This is a genomic window from Vreelandella profundi, from assembly GCF_019722725.1.
Classification (GTDB): Bacteria; Pseudomonadota; Gammaproteobacteria; order Pseudomonadales; family Halomonadaceae; genus Vreelandella; species Vreelandella profundi.
In genome coordinates this window covers 574708-596909 of the sequence record NZ_CP077941.1, presented here as the reverse complement: position 1 = coordinate 596909, position 22202 = coordinate 574708, and the positions used below count along the sequence as shown (strand labels likewise).

General features: G+C 51.5%; 23 protein-coding genes. 10 read left to right on the top strand and 13 right to left on the bottom strand.

From position 1 onward, the window contains the following. Nucleotides 1-80: 80 nt before the first annotated feature. Both KUO20_RS02825 and KUO20_RS02820 read right to left on the bottom strand, forming a co-directional pair. Nucleotides 81-815, bottom strand: coding sequence for a response regulator transcription factor (locus KUO20_RS02825; RefSeq protein WP_235041402.1), 735 nt, complete (start codon nt 813-815; stop codon nt 81-83). After that, nucleotides 796-2001 carry a GAF domain-containing sensor histidine kinase gene (locus tag KUO20_RS02820; RefSeq protein ID WP_235041401.1) on the bottom strand — a complete coding sequence of 402 codons (1206 nt, stop codon included), beginning with the start codon at nt 1999-2001 and terminating at the stop codon, nt 796-798. Before KUO20_RS02820 ends, KUO20_RS02825 begins: the two co-directional genes overlap by 20 nt. A 202-nt stretch (nt 2002-2203) precedes the next feature. Here KUO20_RS02820 and KUO20_RS02815 point away from each other — a divergent pair, with 202 nt between their 5' ends. From KUO20_RS02815 to KUO20_RS02790, 6 genes are all read left to right on the top strand, one after another. Continuing rightward, a complete protein-coding gene (locus tag KUO20_RS02815; protein ID WP_235041400.1) occupies nt 2204-3277 on the top strand; it encodes an ABC transporter substrate-binding protein in 1074 nt (357 codons plus the stop codon). Nucleotides 3278-3289: 12 nt separating this feature from the next. Next, nucleotides 3290-4768 (top strand): sugar ABC transporter ATP-binding protein, encoded by a 1479-nt coding sequence (locus KUO20_RS02810; RefSeq protein WP_235041399.1) that lies wholly within the window; start codon nt 3290-3292, stop codon nt 4766-4768. Further along, the gene (locus KUO20_RS02805) at nt 4765-5691 is read left to right on the top strand and encodes an ABC transporter permease (protein ID WP_235041398.1); all 927 of its coding nucleotides are present in this window, start codon (nt 4765-4767) and stop codon (nt 5689-5691) included. The genes KUO20_RS02810 and KUO20_RS02805 overlap by 4 nt, the downstream gene beginning before the upstream one ends. Beyond that, on the top strand, nt 5688-6686 hold the full coding sequence (locus KUO20_RS02800) for an ABC transporter permease (protein WP_235041397.1): 999 nt from the start codon (nt 5688-5690) through the stop codon (nt 6684-6686). Before KUO20_RS02805 ends, KUO20_RS02800 begins: the two co-directional genes overlap by 4 nt. Continuing rightward, nucleotides 6683-7603, top strand: coding sequence for an SMP-30/gluconolactonase/LRE family protein (locus KUO20_RS02795; protein ID WP_235041396.1), 921 nt, complete (start codon nt 6683-6685; stop codon nt 7601-7603). Before KUO20_RS02800 ends, KUO20_RS02795 begins: the two co-directional genes overlap by 4 nt. A gap of 175 nt (nt 7604-7778) precedes the next feature. Next, nucleotides 7779-8411 carry a DNA-3-methyladenine glycosylase gene (locus KUO20_RS02790; RefSeq protein ID WP_235041395.1) on the top strand — a complete coding sequence of 211 codons (633 nt, stop codon included), beginning with the start codon at nt 7779-7781 and terminating at the stop codon, nt 8409-8411. On the opposite strand, the gene KUO20_RS02785 is transcribed toward KUO20_RS02790, so the two are convergent. Beyond that, nucleotides 8408-9283, bottom strand: coding sequence for an NAD-dependent protein deacetylase (locus KUO20_RS02785; RefSeq protein ID WP_235041394.1), 876 nt, complete (start codon nt 9281-9283; stop codon nt 8408-8410). The genes KUO20_RS02790 and KUO20_RS02785 overlap by 4 nt on opposite strands. Before the next feature lie 96 nt (nt 9284-9379). Here KUO20_RS02785 and KUO20_RS02780 point away from each other — a divergent pair, with 96 nt between their 5' ends. Continuing rightward, nucleotides 9380-10564, top strand: coding sequence for an FAD-dependent monooxygenase (locus KUO20_RS02780; protein WP_235041393.1), 1185 nt, complete (start codon nt 9380-9382; stop codon nt 10562-10564). 42 nt (nt 10565-10606) lie between these two features. Here KUO20_RS02780 and KUO20_RS02775 read toward each other — a convergent pair whose 3' ends face one another. Further along, nucleotides 10607-11158, bottom strand: coding sequence for a hypothetical protein (locus KUO20_RS02775; RefSeq protein ID WP_235041392.1), 552 nt, complete (start codon nt 11156-11158; stop codon nt 10607-10609). A gap of 209 nt (nt 11159-11367) precedes the next feature. Then, entirely contained in the window at nt 11368-12297 is a 930-nt protein-coding gene (locus tag KUO20_RS02770; protein ID WP_235041391.1) for an alpha/beta fold hydrolase, read from the bottom strand. Nucleotides 12298-12389: 92 nt separating this feature from the next. Here KUO20_RS02770 and KUO20_RS02765 point away from each other — a divergent pair, with 92 nt between their 5' ends. Beyond that, nucleotides 12390-12974 carry a CGNR zinc finger domain-containing protein gene (locus KUO20_RS02765; RefSeq protein WP_235041390.1) on the top strand — a complete coding sequence of 195 codons (585 nt, stop codon included), beginning with the start codon at nt 12390-12392 and terminating at the stop codon, nt 12972-12974. 15 nt (nt 12975-12989) lie between these two features. Here the strand turns inward: KUO20_RS02765 and KUO20_RS02760 are convergent, their stop codons facing one another. Beyond that, on the bottom strand, nt 12990-13637 hold the full coding sequence (locus KUO20_RS02760; protein WP_235041389.1) for a glutathione S-transferase: 648 nt from the start codon (nt 13635-13637) through the stop codon (nt 12990-12992). A 453-nt stretch (nt 13638-14090) separates the two neighbouring features. Between KUO20_RS02760 and KUO20_RS02755 the strand changes: the two genes are divergently transcribed. Beyond that, on the top strand, nt 14091-14483 hold the full coding sequence (locus KUO20_RS02755) for a hypothetical protein (RefSeq protein WP_235041388.1): 393 nt from the start codon (nt 14091-14093) through the stop codon (nt 14481-14483). 40 nt (nt 14484-14523) lie between these two features. Here KUO20_RS02755 and KUO20_RS02750 read toward each other — a convergent pair whose 3' ends face one another. After that, the gene (locus tag KUO20_RS02750; protein WP_235041387.1) at nt 14524-15486 is read right to left on the bottom strand and encodes a ribonuclease Z; all 963 of its coding nucleotides are present in this window, start codon (nt 15484-15486) and stop codon (nt 14524-14526) included. Nucleotides 15487-15657: 171 nt separating this feature from the next. Between KUO20_RS02750 and KUO20_RS02745 the strand changes: the two genes are divergently transcribed. Continuing rightward, nucleotides 15658-16785, top strand: coding sequence for a glycerol dehydrogenase (locus KUO20_RS02745; RefSeq protein ID WP_235041386.1), 1128 nt, complete (start codon nt 15658-15660; stop codon nt 16783-16785). A 141-nt stretch (nt 16786-16926) separates the two neighbouring features. Here the strand turns inward: KUO20_RS02745 and KUO20_RS02740 are convergent, their stop codons facing one another. From KUO20_RS02740 to KUO20_RS02715, 6 genes are all read right to left on the bottom strand, one after another. After that, nucleotides 16927-17343 carry a lysozyme inhibitor LprI family protein gene (locus KUO20_RS02740; RefSeq protein ID WP_235041385.1) on the bottom strand — a complete coding sequence of 139 codons (417 nt, stop codon included), beginning with the start codon at nt 17341-17343 and terminating at the stop codon, nt 16927-16929. A gap of 288 nt (nt 17344-17631) precedes the next feature. Next, on the bottom strand, nt 17632-18063 hold the full coding sequence (locus KUO20_RS02735) for a hypothetical protein (RefSeq protein WP_235041384.1): 432 nt from the start codon (nt 18061-18063) through the stop codon (nt 17632-17634). 132 nt (nt 18064-18195) lie between these two features. Further along, complete coding sequence (locus KUO20_RS02730) at nt 18196-18567, bottom strand: zinc ribbon domain-containing protein (protein ID WP_235041383.1); 372 nt, start codon at nt 18565-18567, stop codon at nt 18196-18198. Nucleotides 18568-18682: 115 nt separating this feature from the next. Continuing rightward, entirely contained in the window at nt 18683-19504 is an 822-nt protein-coding gene (locus KUO20_RS02725; protein ID WP_235041382.1) for a hypothetical protein, read from the bottom strand. A gap of 29 nt (nt 19505-19533) precedes the next feature. Further along, nucleotides 19534-19890 (bottom strand): hypothetical protein, encoded by a 357-nt coding sequence (locus tag KUO20_RS02720; protein WP_235041381.1) that lies wholly within the window; start codon nt 19888-19890, stop codon nt 19534-19536. Between the two features lie 654 nt (nt 19891-20544). Continuing rightward, the gene (locus KUO20_RS02715; RefSeq protein WP_235041380.1) at nt 20545-22044 is read right to left on the bottom strand and encodes an AAA family ATPase; all 1500 of its coding nucleotides are present in this window, start codon (nt 22042-22044) and stop codon (nt 20545-20547) included. Between the last annotated feature and the right edge of the window lie 158 nt (nt 22045-22202).

Sequence of the window (22202 nt, the reverse complement as noted above, 5' to 3'; positions counted from 1 at the left end):
ACTCCGCTTCTATTGGCTGTGGTTTGCTAATACCCTAGCATTATAGTCAAGTAAACGCCGAAGAAGGGCCCGCTCTCCAGTCAGTCAGCGTTTTTTGATGCGTTGCTAAACCATGACCGCAGCTCCTTCTCCGCTGCTTCTAAGCCCTCGCGGTTAATAATTTTTCGATTAATGGCGTTAGAAACCGCACGCGCACGTTTGTTAAATAAAATGCCGAAATCATTCTGATCAAGGGCCGCGACATCGAGCTTGTCATAAACGCCTAACAATCTGTTCTGCACAGTGCGCAGTGAAAGATTGCGCCGTGTTGCAATGGCTTTGTCTGGTAGACCCAGCGCGACATCCAACAGAATGAGGTATTCATACTCGCTTAGGGTACTGCGTGAACGGATCTGCTGGTTTTGTAGCTGGTGAACTTCAAGATCAACCACGATCTGCGCTTCAATCAAGACGGCACGCAGTGCCACACGCATTCTTTCTTGTGAGGCTGTTTTGAGTACATAGCCATAGGCTGCTTGATCGGGAACGATATGGGCAATGCCACGTAAATAGGCTTCATCGGAGTAATTCGACCAGAAAAGAATGCGGGCGTCAGGCCGCCTGGACCAAATCGCTCTCGCCGCTTCGATACCGTTATGCTCCTTCATGCGCAAATCCATAACGATGGCTGAAATATTGTGGCGCTGAGTCAAAGCTTCCGCTTCTTTACCATCCTGCGCCATCAGAATTTGCTCAAATTCTGGGAGGGCGCCCTCAACGATTTCACGCAAGAAGTCAGCGTGCATTTTATCGTCTTCAACCAACAGTATTTTCATGATTCGCTCTTTGGGCAATGACAGAGGCTTCTGACAACCTGATAGTGATCTGCGTACCACTCTCAGTGGCGATGTCGTATTTTGCTCCGATAAGATGAGCACGTGTTTTCATATGCGCTAGACCGCTGCACGGCCTGGACTCGCACAGCTGAAAATAGCCGTTATCGGCAATTCGGATAGTTAAATAGCTATCGTCATCATGGTAGATAGTGACGAAAATATGCGCGGCACCCGAATGCTGGACGGCATTATTAATAGCCTCCTGACAGATCCTGAAAACGGCAATACGGGTGACTTCAGGTAGCCCATCAACAGCGCTTTCGGTCAAGTCTTCGACAGTGAAAAAAACAGAACTCTCGCGGCTAACGGCGCGCTCTAAATGCGTAATAACCGCGTGACGAAAACCAAACAGCTCAAGGATTGAAGGAATAGAGATATCAATGATATCGCGTAAATCCTGTATCGTATTTTGTATTTGTTGATGTAAGCGATAATGTTGGCCTTCTGTCATACCAGGGCGAATATCGCGAGCAATTCGGGTCAGGTCCGCCAGAGTCTGATCGTGCAAATCCATGCCGATCCGCTGCCGTTCAGCTTCCAGCGTATCCGTTAGATTCAATGCGCCAAGACGAAGCCCTTCTTCTCTTGCCAAAAGTTCAGCACGAAAAACGGCTTCCCTATTCGCTTTCTCATTGGCGCGCAATGCATAGAAATACGGGGCCAGTATATCGGCCAGGCTGCGCACCTGTTCAACATGCTGCTGGGTGTATAGATTCTGTTGTTTAGAAGAACAGTTCAATGATCCAACGACTTTGCCCAATACTTTCATCGCAACATTGACGCGACTGCGGAATTCATTATCAAGGATCGGTGCGCTGACGGCACCGGGAAACATATAACGTGGATCTTTTTGGGCATTTCCGGTAAGAAGATAGTCGGCTTTGCCCAAAAGAATGTCACGAACGGGAGACAGCGCCACAAGTGACCGAGAGGTGCCCCAGGTGGTCTGTAGCCCAACCTCGTAGGTCGTATTCCAGCGGCTGTCTGTATCCGTTAGGCACACATCAAGATGATCAAATTCGATGATGTTGGCAATTTCCGCTTTAACGGAACGCAGCGCTGAATCAATATCGAGGTTGCCTGCCAGCAGATTGGCGATGCGCAAGTAATGGGCAAGATCTGACATGAAGACTACCTCCTAGGAGCACCCATTTGCGAAGCCGCTAACGACCTTGCGTGAACCCGCAAAACAACTGCGCGAACCCGCAATATTAGTACGGCAAATACTCTTTACGCTTTTAGCAGGGTTGCCGACACTCAAGTTTATAACAAATAAAACAAACTACGACGTGGACTACGGACTGCCTAGCCGCGTCAAGGAGAATAAAATGAACGTCAAAGCCAATCGTTACAACACTATTGCTCGCCAACACGGTCTTCACCCTAACATTCCATTAAGACCCATACTTTTCAGCGTTGTGGCTGGCGTAGTGATGGGAATGTCCGGGAGTGCCCTAGCCGACACTGCAGACAAACGCATCGCCCTTTCAAACAACTATGCAGGGAATTCCTGGCGTCAGGCCATGCTGGAAAGTTGGGAGGAAGTCGCTGAGGAGGAAGTCGAGAAGGGGACTATCGCCGCAGCTGACGCCTTTACCACATCAGAAAATCAGGCAACGGAACAAGCTGCACAGATTCAAAACATGATTCTGCAGGGCTATGACGCCATTGTGGTCAATGCAGCATCGCCGACGGCTGTTAACGGCGCGATTAAGACAGCCTGCGATGCCGGTATTATTGTGGTGTCTTTCGATGGCATCGTCACCGAACCTTGCGCATGGCGCATTGCCGTTGATTTCCAGCAAATGGGGCGTGACCAGGTCAAATACCTGGAAGGTCGCTACCCTGACGGCGGCAACCTGCTTGAAATCCGTGGCCTGGCCGGCGTTTTTGTCGACGACGAAATCAGTGCCGGGATTCACGAAGAAGTTGCTAACACCGAGTTTGAGGTCGTCGGTTCCGTGCATGGTGACTGGGCCCAGGATGTAGCGCAGAAAGCCGTTGCGGGGATTCTACCCAGCTTGCCCGACATTACAGCGGTCGTTACCCAAGGGGGAGACGGCTATGGTACTGCGCAAGCTTTCCAAGCTACAGATCGCCCTATTCCGACCATCATTATGGGCAACCGCCAAGACGAACTGCAATGGTGGGCGGAACAAAAGGCCGACAGCGGTTATGAAACCATCTCTTTGTCGATTGCCCCGGGGGTTAGTTCGCTGGCCTTCTGGGTGGCTCAACAAATACTTGATGGCCAGGACGTTGCTAAGGACCTGACCGTCCCCTTCTTACGCGTTGATCAGGACAACCTAGAAGAAGTACTCAATGAAACGCCCGAAGGCTCTGTCGCGAATCAAGAATACACCCTGGACGATGCAAAAAACCTAATCTCATCGGCGAACTAGGGCGATTCAACCATGCATGCTAACCACATATTGATCGGCACCGAGAAGGTGCCGATCATTTCGCTTGGCGATGTCAGCGTTTCTTTTGGAGTGGTAAAGGCCCTCAGCGATGTCAAATTGACCATCCTGCCCGGCGAATGTCTCGGGGTGGTTGGCCATAATGGTGCAGGCAAATCCACCCTGGTCAATGTGATTAATGGCCGTTTGTCTCCGACACAGGGGGATGTCCGCTATAACGACCAAGCGGCCACGACAGATCTGAGCAATGCCCAGCGGGCGAGAAATGCCGGCATACGCAGCGTATTTCAGGAACTGTCGCTTTGTCCCAACCTGACGGTGCTGGAAAATCTGCGTATTCCGTACCGGAACATGCCTCTGCAAAGCTGGCGCAGCAAAGCCGTTTTGGCTATCCGCAAGGCACTGGATACAATTTTTCCCGGCAATGGCATAGACCCCTATCGTCTGGTTGGCGACCTGCCCATTGCAGAACGCCAGATGGTCGAAATTGCCATCGCGTTTTCCCAGCGCGATATTGATGCGCGCTTAGTCATTCTTGATGAACCCACCTCCTCTCTTGATGGCGCAATTGCTGACCAGTTACTTAACTATATCAAGCAGTTTTGTGCCGAAGGTGGGTCAATCATCTTTATCTCCCATATGCTGGGTGAAATTTTTAACGTCGCCACCCGTATTGTGGTGATGAAAGACGGCTGCGTTCTAGCTAATGACGACGCCAGCCACTTTACCCGTGACAGTCTTGTTGATGCGATGGGCCACGTAGTTGCCGATGCTGTAGATGCGGAAGAGATCCAACAGCACACAGCATTTGGGGAGGAAGTACTGAGAATGGAAAACGGCCTGCATGCACGCCAGGGTGAGGTGGTCGGGTTAGCCGGATTGGCCGGGCATGGTCAGGCAGAGGCATTAGCGCATTGTTTTCTTGAACGGTCTTCGGATTGGCGGACAACACGCAACCCCCAGGTCGTATTTGTCGCCGGTGACCGCAGTCGGGATGGCGTGATGCCCCTCTGGTCGATCATGCGGAATCTGAGTTTGCAAACACTGGTCGAATGCAGCCGAAGCTTTCTGGTCGACCGTAATGCGGAGGCAAAACTGGCACAAGAATGGCACCGCAAAATTGCCATAAAAACAGATAATCTTCACGACTCAATTTTGTCGCTGTCCGGGGGTAATCAGCAAAAAGTGCTGTTCTCGCGAGCCTTGGCATCATCAGCCCCCATTGTGGTCATGGACGACCCCATGCGAGGCGTGGATGTGGGTACCAAAAAAGAAGTCTACCGGATGATCCGCGAGGAAGTCGCCAAAGGCCGCACCTTCCTATGGTATTCGACCGAAACCGACGAAATTCTGCAATGTGACCGCGTGTTTGTTTTCCGCGACGGAGAAGTTGCCGCCGAACTGAGCGGCGATGAGATCAGCGAAGAGAACATGCTGCGCGCCTCTTTTGATATGCAGGAGGCGGTCCAATGAATCGCGATTATCTACGAATTTTATTGCCGGTCATGTCGCTGTCAGTTCTATTGGCCGCTGTCTTTTATATGCAGCCGCGCACCATGAGCTATTTCGGGCTGAATCTGCTGTTTAATCTGGCGGTGCCTGTCGCCTTGGCAACCATTGCCCAGATGATGATTCTGATGGTCAACGATATTGATTTGTCGATTGGTACCTTTGTCAGTTTCTGCGCCTGCGTGACGGCAACCTTCGTGCAAAGCGACCCGCTGATCGGCTATGCCATCTTATCGGCGGCCATCCTGGTTTATGCCGGGATGGGCGCGATCATACATGCCCGCGGCTTGCCTGCGATTGTCGTAACGTTGGGCATGTCCTTTTTCTGGGCCGGCATGGCGGTGTTGGTACTTCCCTCCCCAGGCGGATCGGCGCCGGAGTGGCTTCGCGCGATGATGACCGCCAAAACGCCGTTTGTGCCGGTAGCGATTATTGCTCCTGTGGTGATGGGGCTAGGCATGCATTACGTGGTTAAACGCTCTTCTTTGGGCGTGTTACTGCGTGGGGTGGGTGGCAATGAACAGGCCATCGAACGTTCAGGCTGGTCTATACTGGGGCTTAAAGCCGTTGCCTATGGGATTGCCGGGCTGTTCGGTGTGCTGGCAGGGATGGCGCTGGTCGGTTTAGCGACCTCCGCCGATGCCAATATTGCCTTGCGCTATACCCTGTTATCGATTGCCGGGGTGATCTTGGGCGGCGGTGAATTTACCGGCGGGCGAGTCTCGCCTATCGGTGCGGTGATTGGCGCGCTGACGCTGACACTGGCGGCCAGTTTTCTGTCCTTCCTGCACCTTTCATCCGACTGGCAGATCGGCGCGCAAGGGGCCATCCTGATCGCCGTTCTTGCCTTGCGTCTTGTGTTTACCCGGCGGGAGGCACTGGCATGAAAATATTGGCCAAAAACACCCCACAACCACACTCAAAAAGCGGGCTGTCAGTTGTGTTGAGCACGCTGTCTCGCAAGCCATGGATATGGGCCTGGCTGGCCGCTTTGGCGACGTATCTTGCCACCTTGCTAGTGGTTTCGAGTGGCGGTGCCGGGGCATTGCTTTATGCGGCATTCACCTTCGCCTCCTTTGCGGTGATCGTCGGGGTCGGGCAGATGTTTGTGGTTACCCTGGGGCCGGGTAATGTAGACCTTTCCATTCCTGCCTCCATGACGCTTGCCGGTACCCTGGCACTGAAATTCATGGCAACGGATGGCGCTCTTATTCTGCCAGGGCTCTTAATTGCGCTGGGGGTCGGACTGGCCTGCGGTTTATTTAACTTTTTGTTAATTATGCTGCTGCGTATTCCGCCCATTATTGCCACTTTATCTTCATCATTCCTGTTTCAGTCACTGGCGATCTGGTCAAACCGCGGGCTGCGCATCAAACCACCCCCGCTGCTTGCCGATTTCGCAACCGGGGGCACCTTCGGTATTCCCAATATTGCTCTGGTCGCGCTTTTGGTTTCCATTGTGGCCTGGATCGTTCTGGAAAAAGCGATTGCAGGACGCTGGATATCGGCCACTGGCCAAAACAGCCGGGCCGCACGACTGAGTGGTGTGCCGGTCAATGCCGTACGTTTTAGCGTGTATGTCGGCTGTGCTGGTCTGGCAGGCCTTACGGGCTTCATGCTGGCGAGCTTCTCAGGCGGTGCCAACCTGAATATGGGGACGGAATACTTACTGATGTCAATTGCCGTGGTGGTAATCGGCGGCTCCTCCATTGCAGGAGGTAATTCTAATGTTCCCGGCATCTGGGCGGCTGCCCTGTTTATGTTCCTGATGGTGTCGATGCTTAATTCTTATGGTCTGGGCGCCGGCGCAAGGCTGATCCTGACCGGGGTCATTATTGTCTCGGTGGTGGTACTGGCTAACAAAAAAGGCTATCGGATATGAACGGACCCTATGACATTATCGATGAGCGTTTTCGTGATCTTATTTTAGCGAATGTCCACTTGCGGCGGCTTTCTACTGGCCATCTATGGACCGAGGGTCCGGTGTGGTTTGCGGCCCATCAGTGCCTGCTATTCTCCGACATCCCTAAACAAAAAATCTATCGCTGGATGTGCGATGGAACCGTCAATGTGTTTCGGGACAACTCCAATTTTTGCAATGGCAATAGCCAAGATGGTGAAGGTCGCCTAATCAGTTGCCAGCACGGAACACGCTCGGTTACCCGAACCGAACATGACGGCAGGATCACGACATTGGTAGATCGGTTCGACGGCCAACGTCTCAACTCGCCCAATGATGTTGTGGTCAAGTCGGATGGCAGCATCTGGTTTACCGATCCCACATACGGCATTTTGTCCAATTACGAGGGCTACAAGGCAACACCGCAACAATGCCACCGCTATGTTTTTCGCCTTGATCCCGAGACAGGGCAGCTGTCATCGGTTAGCGATGATTTTACCCAGCCAAATGGCCTGGCTTTTTCCTGCGATGAGAAACGCTTGTATATTGCCGAGTCGGGTAGTAGCCATGACGAAACGGTGCCCGCTGTTATCCGCGTTTACGATGTTTGTGCTGACAATAGCCTGGAAAACGGACGCGACTTTGCCACGCTTGATCAAGGCCTACCGGACGGCTTCCGGGTCGATTGTCACGACAATGTGTGGACGTCGGCGGCCGACGGCGTGCATTGCTTTGATCCCAATGGCGTATTGCTGGGCAAGATACTGGTGCCTGAAACCGTTTCAAACCTGACCTTTGGTGGGCAACGCGGCAACGAACTGCTGATCACCGCGACCACCAGTGTCTATGCCATTCACGTTAACAGTGCTGCGGCTAACGGTGCGCCTGTCGCCGGTTAAAACGCCCTTTAAAAAACGCACGGCCTGCACTAGTACGGGTTCTGCAGGCTTCTAATCCAGAGGGGTTCGGGCAAGGTGGCATCGCGATGCTCAAATGAGCGCACGGTTCACTCCGCTTCTATTGGCTGTGGTTAGCGAATACCCTAACACTCGTCAAATAAACGCCGAGATGACGATGTTAAAACAATGGCCCACCATGCCGAATACTGAAAACAGTACGCTAACGCCCCTACCCAGTGATTTTTATAACCGCGACACGCTAGAGGTCGCAAGAGACCTGCTCGGCTGCTGGCTGGTGCGTGAGATTAACGGCGAACAGATGGCCGCGAGGATTGTTGAAACCGAGGCCTATTGTGGGGCTGAAGACTCTGCCTGCCACGCCCATCGCCGCCGGTCACCGCGCACGGAAGCGATGTTCGGGCCGCCGGGGCACGCCTATGTGTATCTCGTTTACGGCATGCACTGGCTACTGAACGTAGTGACGGAGCCGGAAGATTCGCCCTGCGCGGTATTGATTCGCGCCGTGGAACCCACCGCTAACGAGGACGCCATGCGCGCTATCCGCCAGGCAACCGGTAAACAGTTGAGCAATGGCCCTGGCAAGCTCACGCGCGCGCTCAGCATTAATAAAGCGCTGTATGGCCATGATATGACCCAGCGCGATCAGCTCTGGATTAGCGCCGCGTCGCATCACGAGCCCGTTGCTAGCGGCCCACGCGTGGGCATTGACTACGCCAAGCCCGAGCACCGCGATGCCCCGTGGCGTTTCTGGTTGGAAGACAACCCGTGGGTGTCTAAAGCGCGCTAGCGCGCACCCGCTGACAAAGTGGGCTGCAAACAACGAACCGCCTGTTCAAGCACCGGCGTTAGCGGCGCACGCCACTGATGCGTTAACAGCGCATCGGCACGGGTGACGCCCAGTGACAGCGACGCCAGCGGCATGCCTCGTTCATGGGCGGCACGGCAGAAGCGGTAGCCGGAAAACACCATCAACGAGGTGCCCACGGCCAGTACGGCATCCGCCTTGGCCATGGCCACCTGCGCTGCCAGCCGCCGTTCGGCGGGCACCACATCGCCATAAAACACCACGTCAGGCTTTAAGATGCCGCGACAGCGCGGGCAGTCGAAAACACGAAAGGCGCTGAAGTCGGTTTCTAAATCAGCGTCGCCATCCGGTGCGTGACCCGCCTGCAAATTGGCAAACGTTGGATTCATGCGCGCCATTTCAGCATGCATCGCGTGGCGCATCATTTGATAATCACACGCCATGCACTTCACCATGTCCGCACGGCCATGCAAGTCGATCACGCGGCGCGAGCCTGCGCGCTGATGCAGGCGGTCAACGTTTTGCGTCACCAGCTGCTGGATGTACCCTTGCGCTTCCAGCGCGGCTAACGCCCGGTGCGCACCGCTGGTTTGCGCTTCACGCATAGCCCTGAACCCAATCAGCGCGCGTGCCCAATAGCGCTGACGCACGCCGTGAAACGTCATAAAGTCGCTGTGCTGTACCGGCGGCGGGCGCTTCCACTGCCCCTGCGCATCGCGATAGTCCGGAATGCCGCTGTCGGTACTCACGCCTGCACCGGTAATCACCCACAGTTTGGGGTGCTGCTGTATAAACGCTGCCAGCGCCTCACCCATCTGAGCAACGCTGGTTACTTTTTCTGCGGCCTGCGTCAAAGGATCACCTAGGCAATATTGATATAAGTAAACGATACTGTACGACAACCAATGTCCGCGCAACGAGCAAAGGCACCTCATTTTAAGGAGCGTCTGATGCAAGAGTCCGATCAACAAAACCATGATGTCGTTATTGTCGGTGGCGGCATGGTGGGCGCGGCATTAGCAGCACGCTTAGGCCATACGGGGCTGAACGTTGGGCTGGTGGAGCAAGGCGATGCGCCTATCGAGCCCAGCGGCGATTATGACCTGCGCATCTCATCACTCAATGCGCGCTCGCTGGCCTTTATCAAGGCAAGCGGCACCGCCCTGCCGCAAGAGCGCAGCTGCCCTTTTCGCCATATTGATGTCGCCAATCAGGATGGCACCGGCCATTCGCTGTTTTCCGCTGAAGATAGCGGCATGGACGACTTCGGCATCTTTATCGAAAACCAAACGCTGCAGTACGCGCTATGGCAGCGGCTGGAACAGCTGCCTAGCGTTAGCTGCTACACCCACTGCGCGCCGATTAGCACAGGAACGGCCAGCAATGCTCGCACGCTGGAGCTAGATAACGGCACAACCCTCAGTGCGCGCTTAATTGTCGGTGCTGACGGTGCGAATTCTACGCTGCGTGCGCTGGCGGGCATTAGCGTGACAAGCTACGACTATCATCAGCGCGCGATGATTATTAACGTAGAAACCGAGCTGCCCCAGCAAGACGTTAGCTGGCAGGTTTTCACCCCCACCGGCCCGCTCGCGATGCTGCCCTTGCCCGGCCAGCGCGCCTCGTTGGTGTGGTACGACAGAGACGAAACCACCAAAGCCCGCGAACAGTTAGACAATGACGCGCTAAAAACGGCGATTGAAACGGCCTTTCCCAAACGGCTAGGCGGCATTACTCGCATCGTGGCACGGGCAAGCTTTCCCATTAAGCGCCAGCACGCGCAGCGCTATATCGGCACACGCTTAGCGCTGATTGGCGATGCGGCGCACGTGGTGCATCCGCTGGCGGGGCAAGGTTTAAACATCGGCCTGCACGACGCCGATACGCTAGCCGAGATCATCATCAAAGGCCGCGACGCTGGCGACCCGATCAACCTGCTCCGCTTTGAGTGCCAGCGCCGCGTGGCTAATCAAGCCATGATCGCCGCGACCGACAGCTTTCACCACCTGTTTACCGGTGCCAAGCCCCTGCGCCAACTAGGTGATTTAAGCCTGCAGATTGCCGAGCGCTTCCCGCTGGCCAAGCGCATGATGATGCAGCAAGCCAACGGGCTGAACCCGTTCAAAATGCGCTAAATCGCATGGAGGAAGATTAAAAGCGCAGCCATCAATGCCTGCCTATTTCACATCGTAGGAAAAAGTCTCTATGCCACTCGAATAACCGTCGACGTTGGAGTGGCATGCCGCAAAATACAGCTCAGCGGCGCTTTCCATGGCACCGGGCACGGCGCTTTCGGAATTTAAGGTTAATGCTTCCCCAGAAACTGACGGTGCCGTGTGTGAGCACGTCACGTTGATAACCTCGGGTTCTACGTTCCAATTGATCGCGACGCCATCGGGTGACGTGGGGGAATCCTCTCCGTCCTTAAGCCTTGAGTCACCGCTAAGCAGCGTCACTTCTAGTGTTTGCTCTGTCTCTGAAGTGCTAATGGACTTAACGTAAAGCCATTTATTCCAAGCGCAGCCGCCCATTCGACAACTACTCAGCGTGACCTTTCCCTTGGGTTTAAGAAGTGGTGAATAGAGATCGTTGGCGTCGGCTGGCGAAGAGGATTCAGCCCCAGCTTGAGCACCTTCTGTCGGTGCGGAGACTTGCTGGTTGGGAGTCGATTGGTTACAGCCAGCAAGTAAAATGATCAAAGCGAATGCAGCAGTTCGGATAGGGAACATATTTTTCTCTATATATAAAAGACGCTAACAATGATTATACGCAAGGCAACATAATCTCAATCAGCGTATCAGCATGCGCACTAATTGAGCTGCTGATAGGACTCTATCTCATTGTTTTAGTTCTAGGAAAATAACGTTCCGGCGGCTTCGCGCGGGCAGCGCCGCCATTGCCATTGCCATTGCCATTGCCGCCCAGTGGGGAACAGCGATCACTTGTCACCTGATAATACTTGCAGATGATCATCTAAAAACGCACAAATCACCGGGATAATGACATCGCCATGGGTTTCCAAGGCAAAATGCCCCGTGTCGTAAAAGTGAATGTCCGCCTGAGGAATATCTCGCTTCCAGGCTTTGGCTCCCGGCGGTAGAAAGAAGGGATCATGCTTTCCCCATACCGCGAGCAAGGGCGGCTGATACTCGCGGAAGTAGGCCTGAAACTCAGGATACTTCGCAACATTGGTGGCGTAGTCCAACAATAAGTCGAGCTGAATATCCGCCATCCCCGGCTGGGATATCTGAGCACCTTCTAGCGTATAGGCATCCGGTGCTACAGCACTTGTATCGCTAACGCCCTCCACGTACTGCCATTTTATTGACGCCGGCGTCGGAAAGTCGCTAAGGGCTTCACGATTCGCCTTGGAAGGATCGTTCCAATACGTCCGGATAGGCTCCCACCCTTTTGAAAGTCCCTCCTCATAAGCATTGCCGTTTTGCGAAATGATGGCAGTGATTTTTGACGGATTAGCCACCGCCAGCCGCCAGCCCACAGGTGCACCATAATCGTGAACGGCAATAGCGTAGCGATCGATCTTCAACTGCTCGGTAAATTGATCAATCGTCTTGGTTAGGTTGGCAAAGGTGTACTCGTACTGCCCCCTTGGTGGTGATTGAGTGAAGCCAAAGGCGGGTAAATCCGGTGCCACTACGTGATATCGATGGGCAAGCGCTTCAATCACATCGCGCCACATATACGAGGATGCAGCGAATCCGTGCAGCAACAACACTGTCGGTGCCGCCCGATCACCCGCTTCACGATAGAAGATGTCGACATCACCCACTTTCTCGAAACGATAGTGAACCTGCCCAGCCTTGGTTGTGAGTGCTTCCTGCGTATTAGTCATATTTTCAGATGTCATGGACAAATCCCTAGATAACCATTAATAACTCCTTTTGCAGGTTATCCAAAAAAATAGTAACCTGTCAACAGGAAAATTAAAGGTTACTAGACATGCCATCAGAAATTGCGCCACCGTTTATCGCAAGCAATCTCGCCCTCGACTTTATGAACACGCAATTTGGCGTAGCAGACGAGCGCCAAGAATGCCTGGACGACGACAGCAGTGTCGTTGCGTGGCTTCAACAGGCGGGCGTTTTGGCCGAATACCGTGAAAGCCCACCATCGGGGATAGCGCAACTTGCTAGGGAATTACGCAACAACATGCGGGACCTTCTTACCTCTGCCCAGCAGGGCCGAGCCGCGGACCCCGCCGTGGTAAATCATGTACTGGAGCGGGGTTACCCCATTGAGAAGATCGAATGGCAGTCAACAGCGTCGGTATTTCAGAAAAAAACCTATCAGCGAAGCATGGGAAGCGAGAGCCTGTTGCAGCCTGTCGCACGGGCGTTGGTTAAGTTGCTTACCGAGGCAGACTTGCAGCTCGTTAAACAGTGCGAAGCCTCGGGCTGCGTTCTTCTGTTCCACGATCAAACAAAATCTCACCGGCGCCGCTGGTGCAGCATGGCGTCTTGCGGAAACAGAATGAAAGCGGCCGCGCATCGCGCTAGAAAGAGTGAGAAAGCCGACACGAAGTAACAGATGGCGCTTTGTTTAAGAAGGAAAAACCATCACGTCATCCCCCTCTTGCCATGGCTGAAACTTGGTCATAGCCTGCAGAAAGAATGCGTGCTCCAACCAGTGTTCTAACCACCGCTGTAGGTGCGGGTAAGGTAGGCTGTAAAAAACATCGCGATCCACATGGGCGAACTGGCGGACAAAAGGCATGATGCCAATATCGGCAATGGTCGCGTTATCCCCCAGAAGATAAGGCTTTTGAGTCAGCAACGTCTCTAACACCTGTAAAAAAGCTTCGCCCCGTTGCCGGTACTCCGCCTGGGTCATTTCGAGATGACGATCGGCGTATTTATAACAATCCAGCCAATGTTTAAATTCATTATCGTTTTGCTCGATCAAAGCATTGGCCTGAGTCAAAACCTTGGCATCTAACAGCCCTTGCGGATCTTGCTGCTCAAGCGCCCACACCATTATTTCTCGGCTTTCCTCGATCACAGCACCATCAGAAAGCTGTAAAACAGGCACAGTGCCTTTCGGACTAATCGCTAGCATCTGGGCCGGTTTGTTTTTCAATATTATCTCCCGCAGCTCCACCTGCAACTCAGCAAACAATAAGCCGAGACGGGCACGCATGGCATAGGGACAGCGACGAAAAGAGTACAGGCGATCAAGTAAGGGCGTCATGGGTATTTTTCGCAGTTGAATCGAGATCAGTAGACGCAGCGTCTCTGATTATTCTAAACATGATGATGAGCTGTGGATAACGCTCAAGGCAAACGCTAAGCTTTGCGGTAACTTAGGGTTTGTACGAAAAGTCGCTGAACGAAGGCCAGACAAAGCAAAAAATAAGCGAAAAAACGCAGTTTACATGTGTAAATGCGTATTTTGTGATTATTTTTAACGCCGTATGGTCGAGCATAAGCAGTTTTCGTACAAAACCTAGGAGTCACGAAGCAGTGAAGAGCCTGCCCCACAGCAGCGACTGGTTAAATTGCTCTCGTTCCCCTCCCAGACCATGGCATATCCGGAGAATGATTATGGTAACCAATAACCTTGGTGAGTTTATTCGCGTCCTAGGGCTTCGAGTAGAGGATTGAATTTAAGGCGGCCATTCAACCACAGCAGGTACCACTACCCATGATCAAAACAGCGTTAGCCCTAAGCACAATGATACTCATCAGCGGGTGCAGCAGTGAGAGCGAGCCCCCTGCATCAAGCGCCTCTACTTCAGATACTACAACCGATCAATGGGTCGGCCGTTGGACTGGGGTCGAAGGGCTGTTTCTGGAAATCAGCAAAGACGAGCCTGCAGGCCCCGGCCATTATCTACTTGAGATGCAGTACGGCCTGGATGCCGAGCAAAGCGGAACGTTCGAAGGCCAAGCGACAGACGAAGGCATCAGCTTCAGCCGCGATGACGGACAACAGCTGCTCCGCGCGGGGGATGGCGAAGCCACCGGCATGAAGTGGCTAGCGGAAAAAGAAGACTGCCTGGTAGTAGCAACAGGTGAAGGCTATTGCCGCAACTGATCTGTCGGCGATTCCTCAAAGGGCGGCGCGATTAAATCGGTTATTCGCCCGCCACTTCAGAAAATTGGCCCGACTTATCCAGCGTGTATTCGCCAAAATCCCGCGCTAGGTAAAGCGAGCCCGAATAGACGCTTTGGGCCTCTTTGCGGATGTCCTCAATGGAAGGCGACGCATGGGGGCTGGGCTGGTAACGGGGGCTAAAGTGCGTCAGCACTAAGTTGGGTAGCTGTACCGTTTCAGCAAACGCGGCAACAAGCTTGGCGTAGCTATGCCCGACATCACCGGCCTTTTGGGCCATCTCTTCTGTGTAGGTGGCTTCATGCACCAGCACCTGGGCATCTTCGCAGGCATTCACCAACAAATCAGGCTGGTCATTGTCACCGGCGATCACCACCTTCCTTGGCTTGTTCTTGAAGATTAAGTAGTCATGGCTTTTAAGCCGTTCACCCTCGAACTCAATATCAGACCCTTGCTTCAACTGCCCCCACAACGGCCCTCTCGGAACCCCCTTTTGCGCTAATTTCTCAATATCCAAAGCAGCGTCGACGTTCTTCTCCGTAAACCCATAGGCATAGGACGGCACCCTGTGCGAAAGCTCGAACGTAGCCACCGCCATGTTCTCAAACTCAACGCTGGGCAGCTCAGCCGAGGCGATAAACTCCACGGCGAAGGGCAAGCAAAGCTGCGTGACCTCACAGGTAGCCTCCAACCACGTCTTGATGCCTGCGGGCGCCACAATGGTCAGCGGTTCTTTTCGGCCACCCATGGCCGCACTCGCCAGTATGCCCGGTAGCCCGTAGCAGTGGTCGCCGTGTACGTGAGTAATCAAGATAGCTTTCAATGAATGGAACGACAGCTTCGTGTGCAAGACCTGATGCTGGGTGCCTTCGCCACAATCGATCAGATACCAGCCCTTCCCTTTACTCTCTCGCAAAGCGACGCCGGAGACGTTTCGGGCTTTAGTAGGGACACCGGCGGAGGTTCCCAGAAACAGTATGTTCATATCTTGTTTATACTCTGTTGTTCGTAATCGCTTGTGCACACGCGTGGGACCAAGGCGCTGAGCCAGTTAGCTAAGTTAACATGCACAGGCGTCAAATCACCGCAGGCGCGTCAGTGGCATAAGTGACTACACTGATCATGCAACTCATTCTATGTATAGGAAATATCTGCCATGGAAGCCACGAACGAGAAAGTCTTTATCAGCCCTGCCCGCTATGTTCAGGGTGAAGGTGTAACCGCACGCGCCGGCCATTATGTCTCGGCACTCGGGAAAACGGCGCTGCTTATTGCCGACGACGTTGTCTGGAAAATTGCGGGCAAGGAACTCAGCGCTAGCCTGGAAAGCGAAGGCGTGAGTTTCGAGCGCGCTGTGTTCGAAGGTGAGGCTTCTGATCGCGAAATCGATCGTCTCGTTGAGCTCGGCCGCAAGCAGCAGGCGAAGGTCGTCATTGGCTTTGGTGGCGGCAAAACCATCGACACCGCTAAAGGCGTGGCTGAAAAGCTAGAAGCGGCCTGTGCCATACTGCCAACGACCGCCTCCACCGATGCGCCCACCAGCGCCCTATCGGTCATTTACAGCGACGATGGCGAGTTCGAATCTTATCGCTTCTACAATAAGAACCCCGATTTAGTACTGGTCGATACCGGCATTATCTGCAAGGCGCCGCCGCGCTTTTTGGCCTCCGGCATTGCCGATGCGATGGCCACCTGGGTCGAGGCACGCGCCGCCATTCGCGCCAACGCCAACAATATGGCGGGCGGCAAGGCCACCCTGCTGGGCGCGACCATCGGCCAGAAGTGCGAAGAAATTCTCTTCGAGCACGCCATGCTGGCCTATCAGGCCAACCAAGCACAAATCGTCACGCCCTCGTTCGAGGCAGTGGTCGAAGCCAACACCCTGCTCAGCGGTTTAGGCTTTGAAAGTGGCGGCCTGGCGGCGGCTCACGCTATCCATAACGGCTTTACCGCCCTGCACGGCGAGATTCACAACCTAACCCACGGCGAAAAAGTGGCGTACGGCACGCTCGCACAATTGATTCTCGACCAAACGCCCCAGGCGGAGCTGGAAGAGTATCTGGATCTCTACCTCGCGCTAGGCCTGCCGGTGACCTTGAAAGCACTCAAGCTTGACCAGGCCAGCGAGGAAGATCTTTATCGTGTAGCCGAGGCGGCACTGAAGGAAGGCGAATCAAGCCATAATCTGGCGTATGAACTGACGCCTAAGCAAATCGTCAGCGCTATTAAAGCGGTGGATGTGCATGCGCGCGCGTTTATGGAGAAAGTTGGCCTGAGCGAGTAAGGCCTGAAAGGCGGAGCGCTTCGGCGCTCCGCCCTGGTCTCACTTTTCCAGCCGCGGCAAGCCCACATAAACCAGCGCATAGTAAAAATGCCACGCGCTTTGAATCCCTCTTAAAAGATTGTTATGTACATGATCAAGGCTTTACTCAACACCTGGTTCCGGTAAAACCGGCGGAGTACTATCCATATACGTTAGGAAGTCTTCCCAGATGTCATGCGTTCTTTGTTTCGTTAACCTGGTTCTGCAAGAAATCGTCATAACGTTTCGAATGGTCCCGTCGCGCCATTGCGTATAGACAGCGCCGCAATGGGCAGCGGTATACGCCTGCCACTGCTTTTGAGCCACCTGGATAGCATCGACTAACACAGGGTCAACCGCGTTATGTTCAACGCTCGTTTCCAGATAGTGGGTGAGGTCATCCTCGGCGGCCTCTAACTCGATAGCCGCGCACCGATTGGTCTCAAGCGTATTCATTATATTATTGCAATCAAGCTCCTCGTCGTCAGCAACGGCTGACAACGACATGGCAGCGAGAGCTATTAGTAAATACTTTTTCATTTTTTCCCCGAAAGCACATAGCGTACTGCGCTAAGCTGCCGCAGCATAGCGCAGTATCGGTCGGCTTCATCCACTGGTTAGGGGCAGTAATCGATCACCCGCGACCTCAATATCAAATCCTTGCTTCAACTGACCCCACCATTGCGCTACGAGAAAACCCTGTTGGGCTAATTTTTCACGTTCCCCGTAGCAGTGGTCACCGTGTACATGGGTAACCAAGATGGCTTTCGCCCGCATTTTCGGCTGGCTTGGAGCGCAGCGGAAAACCAGTCCGGCAACATGCGCTTGCTATAGCCTGCGGCCAATTTTATTTGGCTCTTCTGGACATGGCGTGCTTTCCCCTGGATTAAGAATGACTTCGTATTGGGCTTGAAAGTCATTACCGCCACCCCACATTGTAGTGTGTGTTTCAAAGCCTACTTTTACGACGCACCAATTCCAAAAGAACACCTGCGAGCCGTGAATCATTAATGATTCAGCACGCCACTCCTTAATTTTTGGAAAGTTTGCCTCACCTCTATAGCTGGTTTTATCTATCATCCTGCTTTGTTCAAGGCCATAAGGGTAGGAGCTCGATATTAAAGACACCCAAGCATCCTGAATGGGCTTTCCTTCCCCATCTGTTACGAGAATTTCAGCCTCAGGCTGAAGAGTTTTGTTTATTGGATAAACAACACAGCCTGATAACAATAGAGTCATCGTTAGTACTAGTAGTTTCATATTTGATTAGCTATAACGCCTAAGCTCAGTTGCCGCCGGAGCAGCCGAAGGCTGTGGAGAGAACCCAAAGCGCGGCAGCGCTTTGGGCGGTCAACTGCAGCGTACTGTTGGGTAAATTTTCCGACTTTGCTGCTAATGAGCGAAATCATGACCGCAAAACCGACAGACAAGCGCTGCGGCTTTGACATTTTCAGCACATTTGGGACACGTTTTTTCTTCCACTACTATTTTTTGCTGCTCGGGCTGATATTCGTAAGTAACGGTCAGCGTGCCCGGTGGTTTCACCAAGACCATATATATGAATATTAAAAACCCTATGAGCACGAAGCAAAGTACAAGTGCCACCAGAAACCCAAGACAGCCATACGAACCCGGCTCCCATTTCTCGGAAACTGGAAAGTAACCTTTAGCTTCTTGCTTCTCGGCGTCGTTCAGAAACGACCGCTGTGCTACGGCCTGTTTGCCCCTATAAGTCCGGACGATCGGTTTGTTACTTCTAGCCATATTTCCCTATCCCTTTTTTACTTATACCTAACGCCCGCATTTGCAGCTGATTTGGAGCGCAGCGGAAAAGCAGTCCGACAACATGCGCTTGTCAGGTGATTTGCCACGCTCGTAGCTACAGATATTTCCCAAAATATTCACCTACAGCCTTATGACAATATTTGTCTTCACCTCGCCAATATTCAACAAAAACCCAGTCATTCCTACCTTTAACGGGTCGATCGTAGCTGCCAGGCTTTAACACACCAATACTGGCTAAAATTTCAATTAATACCTGTCTTTCCGCTTTGCTAGACTTTACGACACCAGCCAATCTTTTTTCCAGGGCACTAGGGTAATCTGATGGTTTCGAGAACTCGATGGTTTTCAATATTTCCTTGAAACAATTAATATCTTCATCATCAGGCTCAGGGATATCTGCATTTGAAAATTGGCTTAAGTCAAAGTACGTGTACAAGATATCACCATGACGGACACCACCCCATTTAATACGCTCAAAATTCAATACGTTTATATCAGCATCATCATAGTTCTGACAGCCCACTACCCCGTATTGGCAATCCCTGCACACCCCGCAGGTATAAGAGTGTGAAGTGAGCTTCCCATCAGTATATGCAGTGCCGGTGATAACTGGTGTATATTTATGCACTGGTATTTTTTTGGCAATTGAATACGAAGATAAAGAAGACCTCCAGTCCAAACGGCGAGATGTCAGGCTACTTAAAAAACCTTTAGCAATTTTCTCTCGTGATATTTCACTAACCAAATTTTCAATAGCTTCTATGCACGCATCATGAGAAATTGAAATTGGATCAAACATTAAATCTTGTGACTTAGCGTACTCAAAGTTCTGACCAGATAGAACTCTATCTTTGGAGTCAATCCATCCATTCTTCCAGTAGGTGGAGAATAATATTTTCTTCGCTTTCTTATCCATACTCGATTCTGTGCTCACCTAATGCCAAGCTAAGCGGCGCCGCTTGTGGCGTCCTTGCTTGAGCTTTTTGTTAAGGTTTTGTACGGCCAATATCGCTTAGATGATAGAAAACTAAGTACGGTCGACCAGAAAATTATTGCAAGCAACAAAATACTACCAAAAACTCCTGAAGCACCACCGCTAGGGAAAATAAGATGCATTGGCAAATAGTCGATTAGCCCCACCCCAAGAAGCCCCGGAGCGATAATTATATACCCCGGCATTGCTAATACCATACCTATAGCATTTGCTCCATACGCTGATGAAACAAATGAACCAGCTAGAATAAACAGGCAGCCAATCATTCCCAACACTATGCCGGAAGCGATTCCGATTAGAATTCGCATTTCTTCCTCGATAAAACTTAACGCCCGCAACACCGGGAAAATTGAAGCGCAGCGGAAATTTGATCCGCGTGATTGCGCTTGTTATGTTCTGGATTGCTCTGTGATTTGGACCTCACCTTCAATAAACCTAACCGCAAATGCATGGATAGCTCCGTGGCCCGACGGAGAGCACTCATCAATGAAAGTCTCATTGCTATCAATGTTTATGAATATGGCCAATGGGTAACCTAACTCTTGGCACATTCGTTGAAGGTTTTGATAGTCAGCTCGAGCACTACTTCTGCTAGCTCGACGCTTTAATTCAACAACCGCAAAATTACCCTGCGAACGACTCTCGAATCCGGCGCCTTCAAAAGGAATGTGAATTGCTAGATCAGGGCGAATTTGAAACCCATGATCCCTCATTCGTTTTTGATACTCCTGTTCAACGATGGCACCGTCGATTTCAAGCGCCTTAAGCCTGGATCACAATTCAGCACTTAGCTCTCCTTGGAATCCTCGCTCTGTTCCATAAAAGCGCGCATTCGTTATGCTTAGCAGTGAATTTCTAAACGTATCTATCAGTGCTTCCATGAGCTTTCCCGAAGAACATAACGCTCCACTCACCGGAATTTTGGGAGCAAAGCGAGTAAAATTTCCGAGTGAAGTGGCTTGTTATGCGACCGCCAGCTCCTCTCTCATGTTATCTTTTTTAGAGCTAAGCCACGCAAAAACTTCACTAACATAGTTATCCCAATCACCAGATGTGGCAGCAAGATCAACTATTTTTGAAAGCCCTATTGCTCTTTCCCAGCCAAGCCTATGAATAATATCATTAATAAACTTATGCTCATTATCAACAGCTATAATTTCTGTGGCCACTTCAATAATTTCATTAAATTCATCATTGTCAGTTTCCACCATATTAATCAACAAAGAGTGGAGGTGCTTTTCAGGCGGTACAGCATCCGGCAAGATAAACTGCTTAATAATAGAAATTGCGATTGATTTGGCCTGTAGAACATTTTGATCATGGCCAGTCAGCACCCTATTAACTGCGGTAACTTTTTCCTCAGGTGTTCGATAGACATCTCCATCCAATACGAAAAGAGAGTTATCACAAGTTTCACCACCAAGTAACAACCCTCCTACAGTTGTAAAGCAATTGGTGGCTGCGCCGTATCTTCTTACCGACGTGTATTTTGCAATCCTAAGCTTAGCTGCAACTTTCTTCACGATAGTAGCCGCAAGGTCGTCTTCTACGAACACTTCTATAGGTGTCGGCTGAACTCCTGTAAGCCTGTTAATTGCATCAGGTTTCGTTTCATTAAAACATAAAGTTTTGTTGGGACGGCAAACGATATGCCTTATATTTATCCTATCCTCAAGCTCCAAAATACTTTCTCGATGAGTCGTGAAAATAACTTGAAGTTTCTTTTCATTAGACCGCTCTAAAATCACATCAACAAGTTTTTTCATTGCCTGGTCGTGTAGCAACAAGTCAAGTTCGTCAATCAATATAAGTGAGTATTTATTCGCTCTAAATATTTTTTCAAGAATATAAAATACTTTCTGTTCGCCAGCACTCATGCTGAGAGCAGAATATCTGAGACCGTCAACAACGACTCCGATAAATTCCTTTCCGGATGCTGTATGGACGTTGTAGCCAGAATAGTTTCGATTCAGCACAACCGATGCTTTTTCAAGGATGATGTTGATAATATCTTCATTTACTTCCTTGGTTGAATAATTTATTTTAGCCTGTTTTTTTTCTGACTCTATCATGGGGACGCACTTATCAATCCCAATGTAAAATACGTCTCGCTTTGGTCTGTTAGCGTATCGTGGAGTCCACCGAACCTGTGTTTTCTTATATTCTCTCGGTACGCTCTGATGTACTACTTGAGCATCTCTAAAACTATGAATAATACTTAGCTCACTATCATTCCATAGAGCATCAGTGCTGGGGAGAAAAAACCAGCTAAACTTGTAATCCTCGCCAAATTCGTTTGGTGAGAACGAACAAGCTAAAGCGTGTAGAATTGTGGACTTCCCGTTTCCATTTGGGCCTAATATTGCAGTAACGGAAGACCCTTCAAAAGAGATCTCAAGGTCTTTTAAGTTTTTTAAGAACTTAACCTTCATCAAGTGCAAAACTTGTTGTGATACTGCCATATATTCCTTCTTATTCTTTCACGGTAAAATTAGTGAGGCGCATAACAGTGATTATACGGAAGGCTAGATAACCTCAATAAACGCGACGGCACATTGATTGAGGTTATGCTGCCCCGAAAATTGACTCTACCCCATTGTTTCTGCTGAGAGCAAAGCAA

Bases quoted from the DNA above. Each gene is read 5' to 3' on its own strand.
- KUO20_RS02825 (WP_235041402.1), bottom strand. From the start codon at position 815: ATGAAAATACTGTTGGTTGAAGACGATAAAATGCACGCTGACTTCTTG.
- KUO20_RS02790 (WP_235041395.1), top strand. From the start codon at position 7,779: ATGTTAAAACAATGGCCCACCATGCCGAATACTGAAAACAGTACGCTA.
- KUO20_RS02810 (WP_235041399.1), top strand. From the start codon at position 3,290: ATGCATGCTAACCACATATTGATCGGCACCGAGAAGGTGCCGATCATT.
- KUO20_RS02770 (WP_235041391.1), bottom strand. From the start codon at position 12,297: ATGACATCTGAAAATATGACTAATACGCAGGAAGCACTCACAACCAAG.
- KUO20_RS02780 (WP_235041393.1), top strand. From the start codon at position 9,380: ATGCAAGAGTCCGATCAACAAAACCATGATGTCGTTATTGTCGGTGGC.
- KUO20_RS02725 (WP_235041382.1), bottom strand. From the start codon at position 19,504: ATGGATAAGAAAGCGAAGAAAATATTATTCTCCACCTACTGGAAGAAT.
- KUO20_RS02760 (WP_235041389.1), bottom strand. From the start codon at position 13,637: ATGACGCCCTTACTTGATCGCCTGTACTCTTTTCGTCGCTGTCCCTAT.
- KUO20_RS02745 (WP_235041386.1), top strand. From the start codon at position 15,658: ATGGAAGCCACGAACGAGAAAGTCTTTATCAGCCCTGCCCGCTATGTT.
- KUO20_RS02755 (WP_235041388.1), top strand. From the start codon at position 14,091: ATGATCAAAACAGCGTTAGCCCTAAGCACAATGATACTCATCAGCGGG.
- KUO20_RS02800 (WP_235041397.1), top strand. From the start codon at position 5,688: ATGAAAATATTGGCCAAAAACACCCCACAACCACACTCAAAAAGCGGG.
- KUO20_RS02730 (WP_235041383.1), bottom strand. From the start codon at position 18,567: ATGGCTAGAAGTAACAAACCGATCGTCCGGACTTATAGGGGCAAACAG.
- KUO20_RS02715 (WP_235041380.1), bottom strand. From the start codon at position 22,044: ATGGCAGTATCACAACAAGTTTTGCACTTGATGAAGGTTAAGTTCTTA.
- KUO20_RS02815 (WP_235041400.1), top strand. From the start codon at position 2,204: ATGAACGTCAAAGCCAATCGTTACAACACTATTGCTCGCCAACACGGT.
- KUO20_RS02805 (WP_235041398.1), top strand. From the start codon at position 4,765: ATGAATCGCGATTATCTACGAATTTTATTGCCGGTCATGTCGCTGTCA.
- KUO20_RS02720 (WP_235041381.1), bottom strand. From the start codon at position 19,890: ATGCGAATTCTAATCGGAATCGCTTCCGGCATAGTGTTGGGAATGATT.
- KUO20_RS02765 (WP_235041390.1), top strand. From the start codon at position 12,390: ATGCCATCAGAAATTGCGCCACCGTTTATCGCAAGCAATCTCGCCCTC.
- KUO20_RS02775 (WP_235041392.1), bottom strand. From the start codon at position 11,158: ATGTTCCCTATCCGAACTGCTGCATTCGCTTTGATCATTTTACTTGCT.
- KUO20_RS02795 (WP_235041396.1), top strand. From the start codon at position 6,683: ATGAACGGACCCTATGACATTATCGATGAGCGTTTTCGTGATCTTATT.
- KUO20_RS02750 (WP_235041387.1), bottom strand. From the start codon at position 15,486: ATGAACATACTGTTTCTGGGAACCTCCGCCGGTGTCCCTACTAAAGCC.
- KUO20_RS02740 (WP_235041385.1), bottom strand. From the start codon at position 17,343: ATGAAAAAGTATTTACTAATAGCTCTCGCTGCCATGTCGTTGTCAGCC.
- KUO20_RS02735 (WP_235041384.1), bottom strand. From the start codon at position 18,063: ATGAAACTACTAGTACTAACGATGACTCTATTGTTATCAGGCTGTGTT.
- KUO20_RS02820 (WP_235041401.1), bottom strand. From the start codon at position 2,001: ATGTCAGATCTTGCCCATTACTTGCGCATCGCCAATCTGCTGGCAGGC.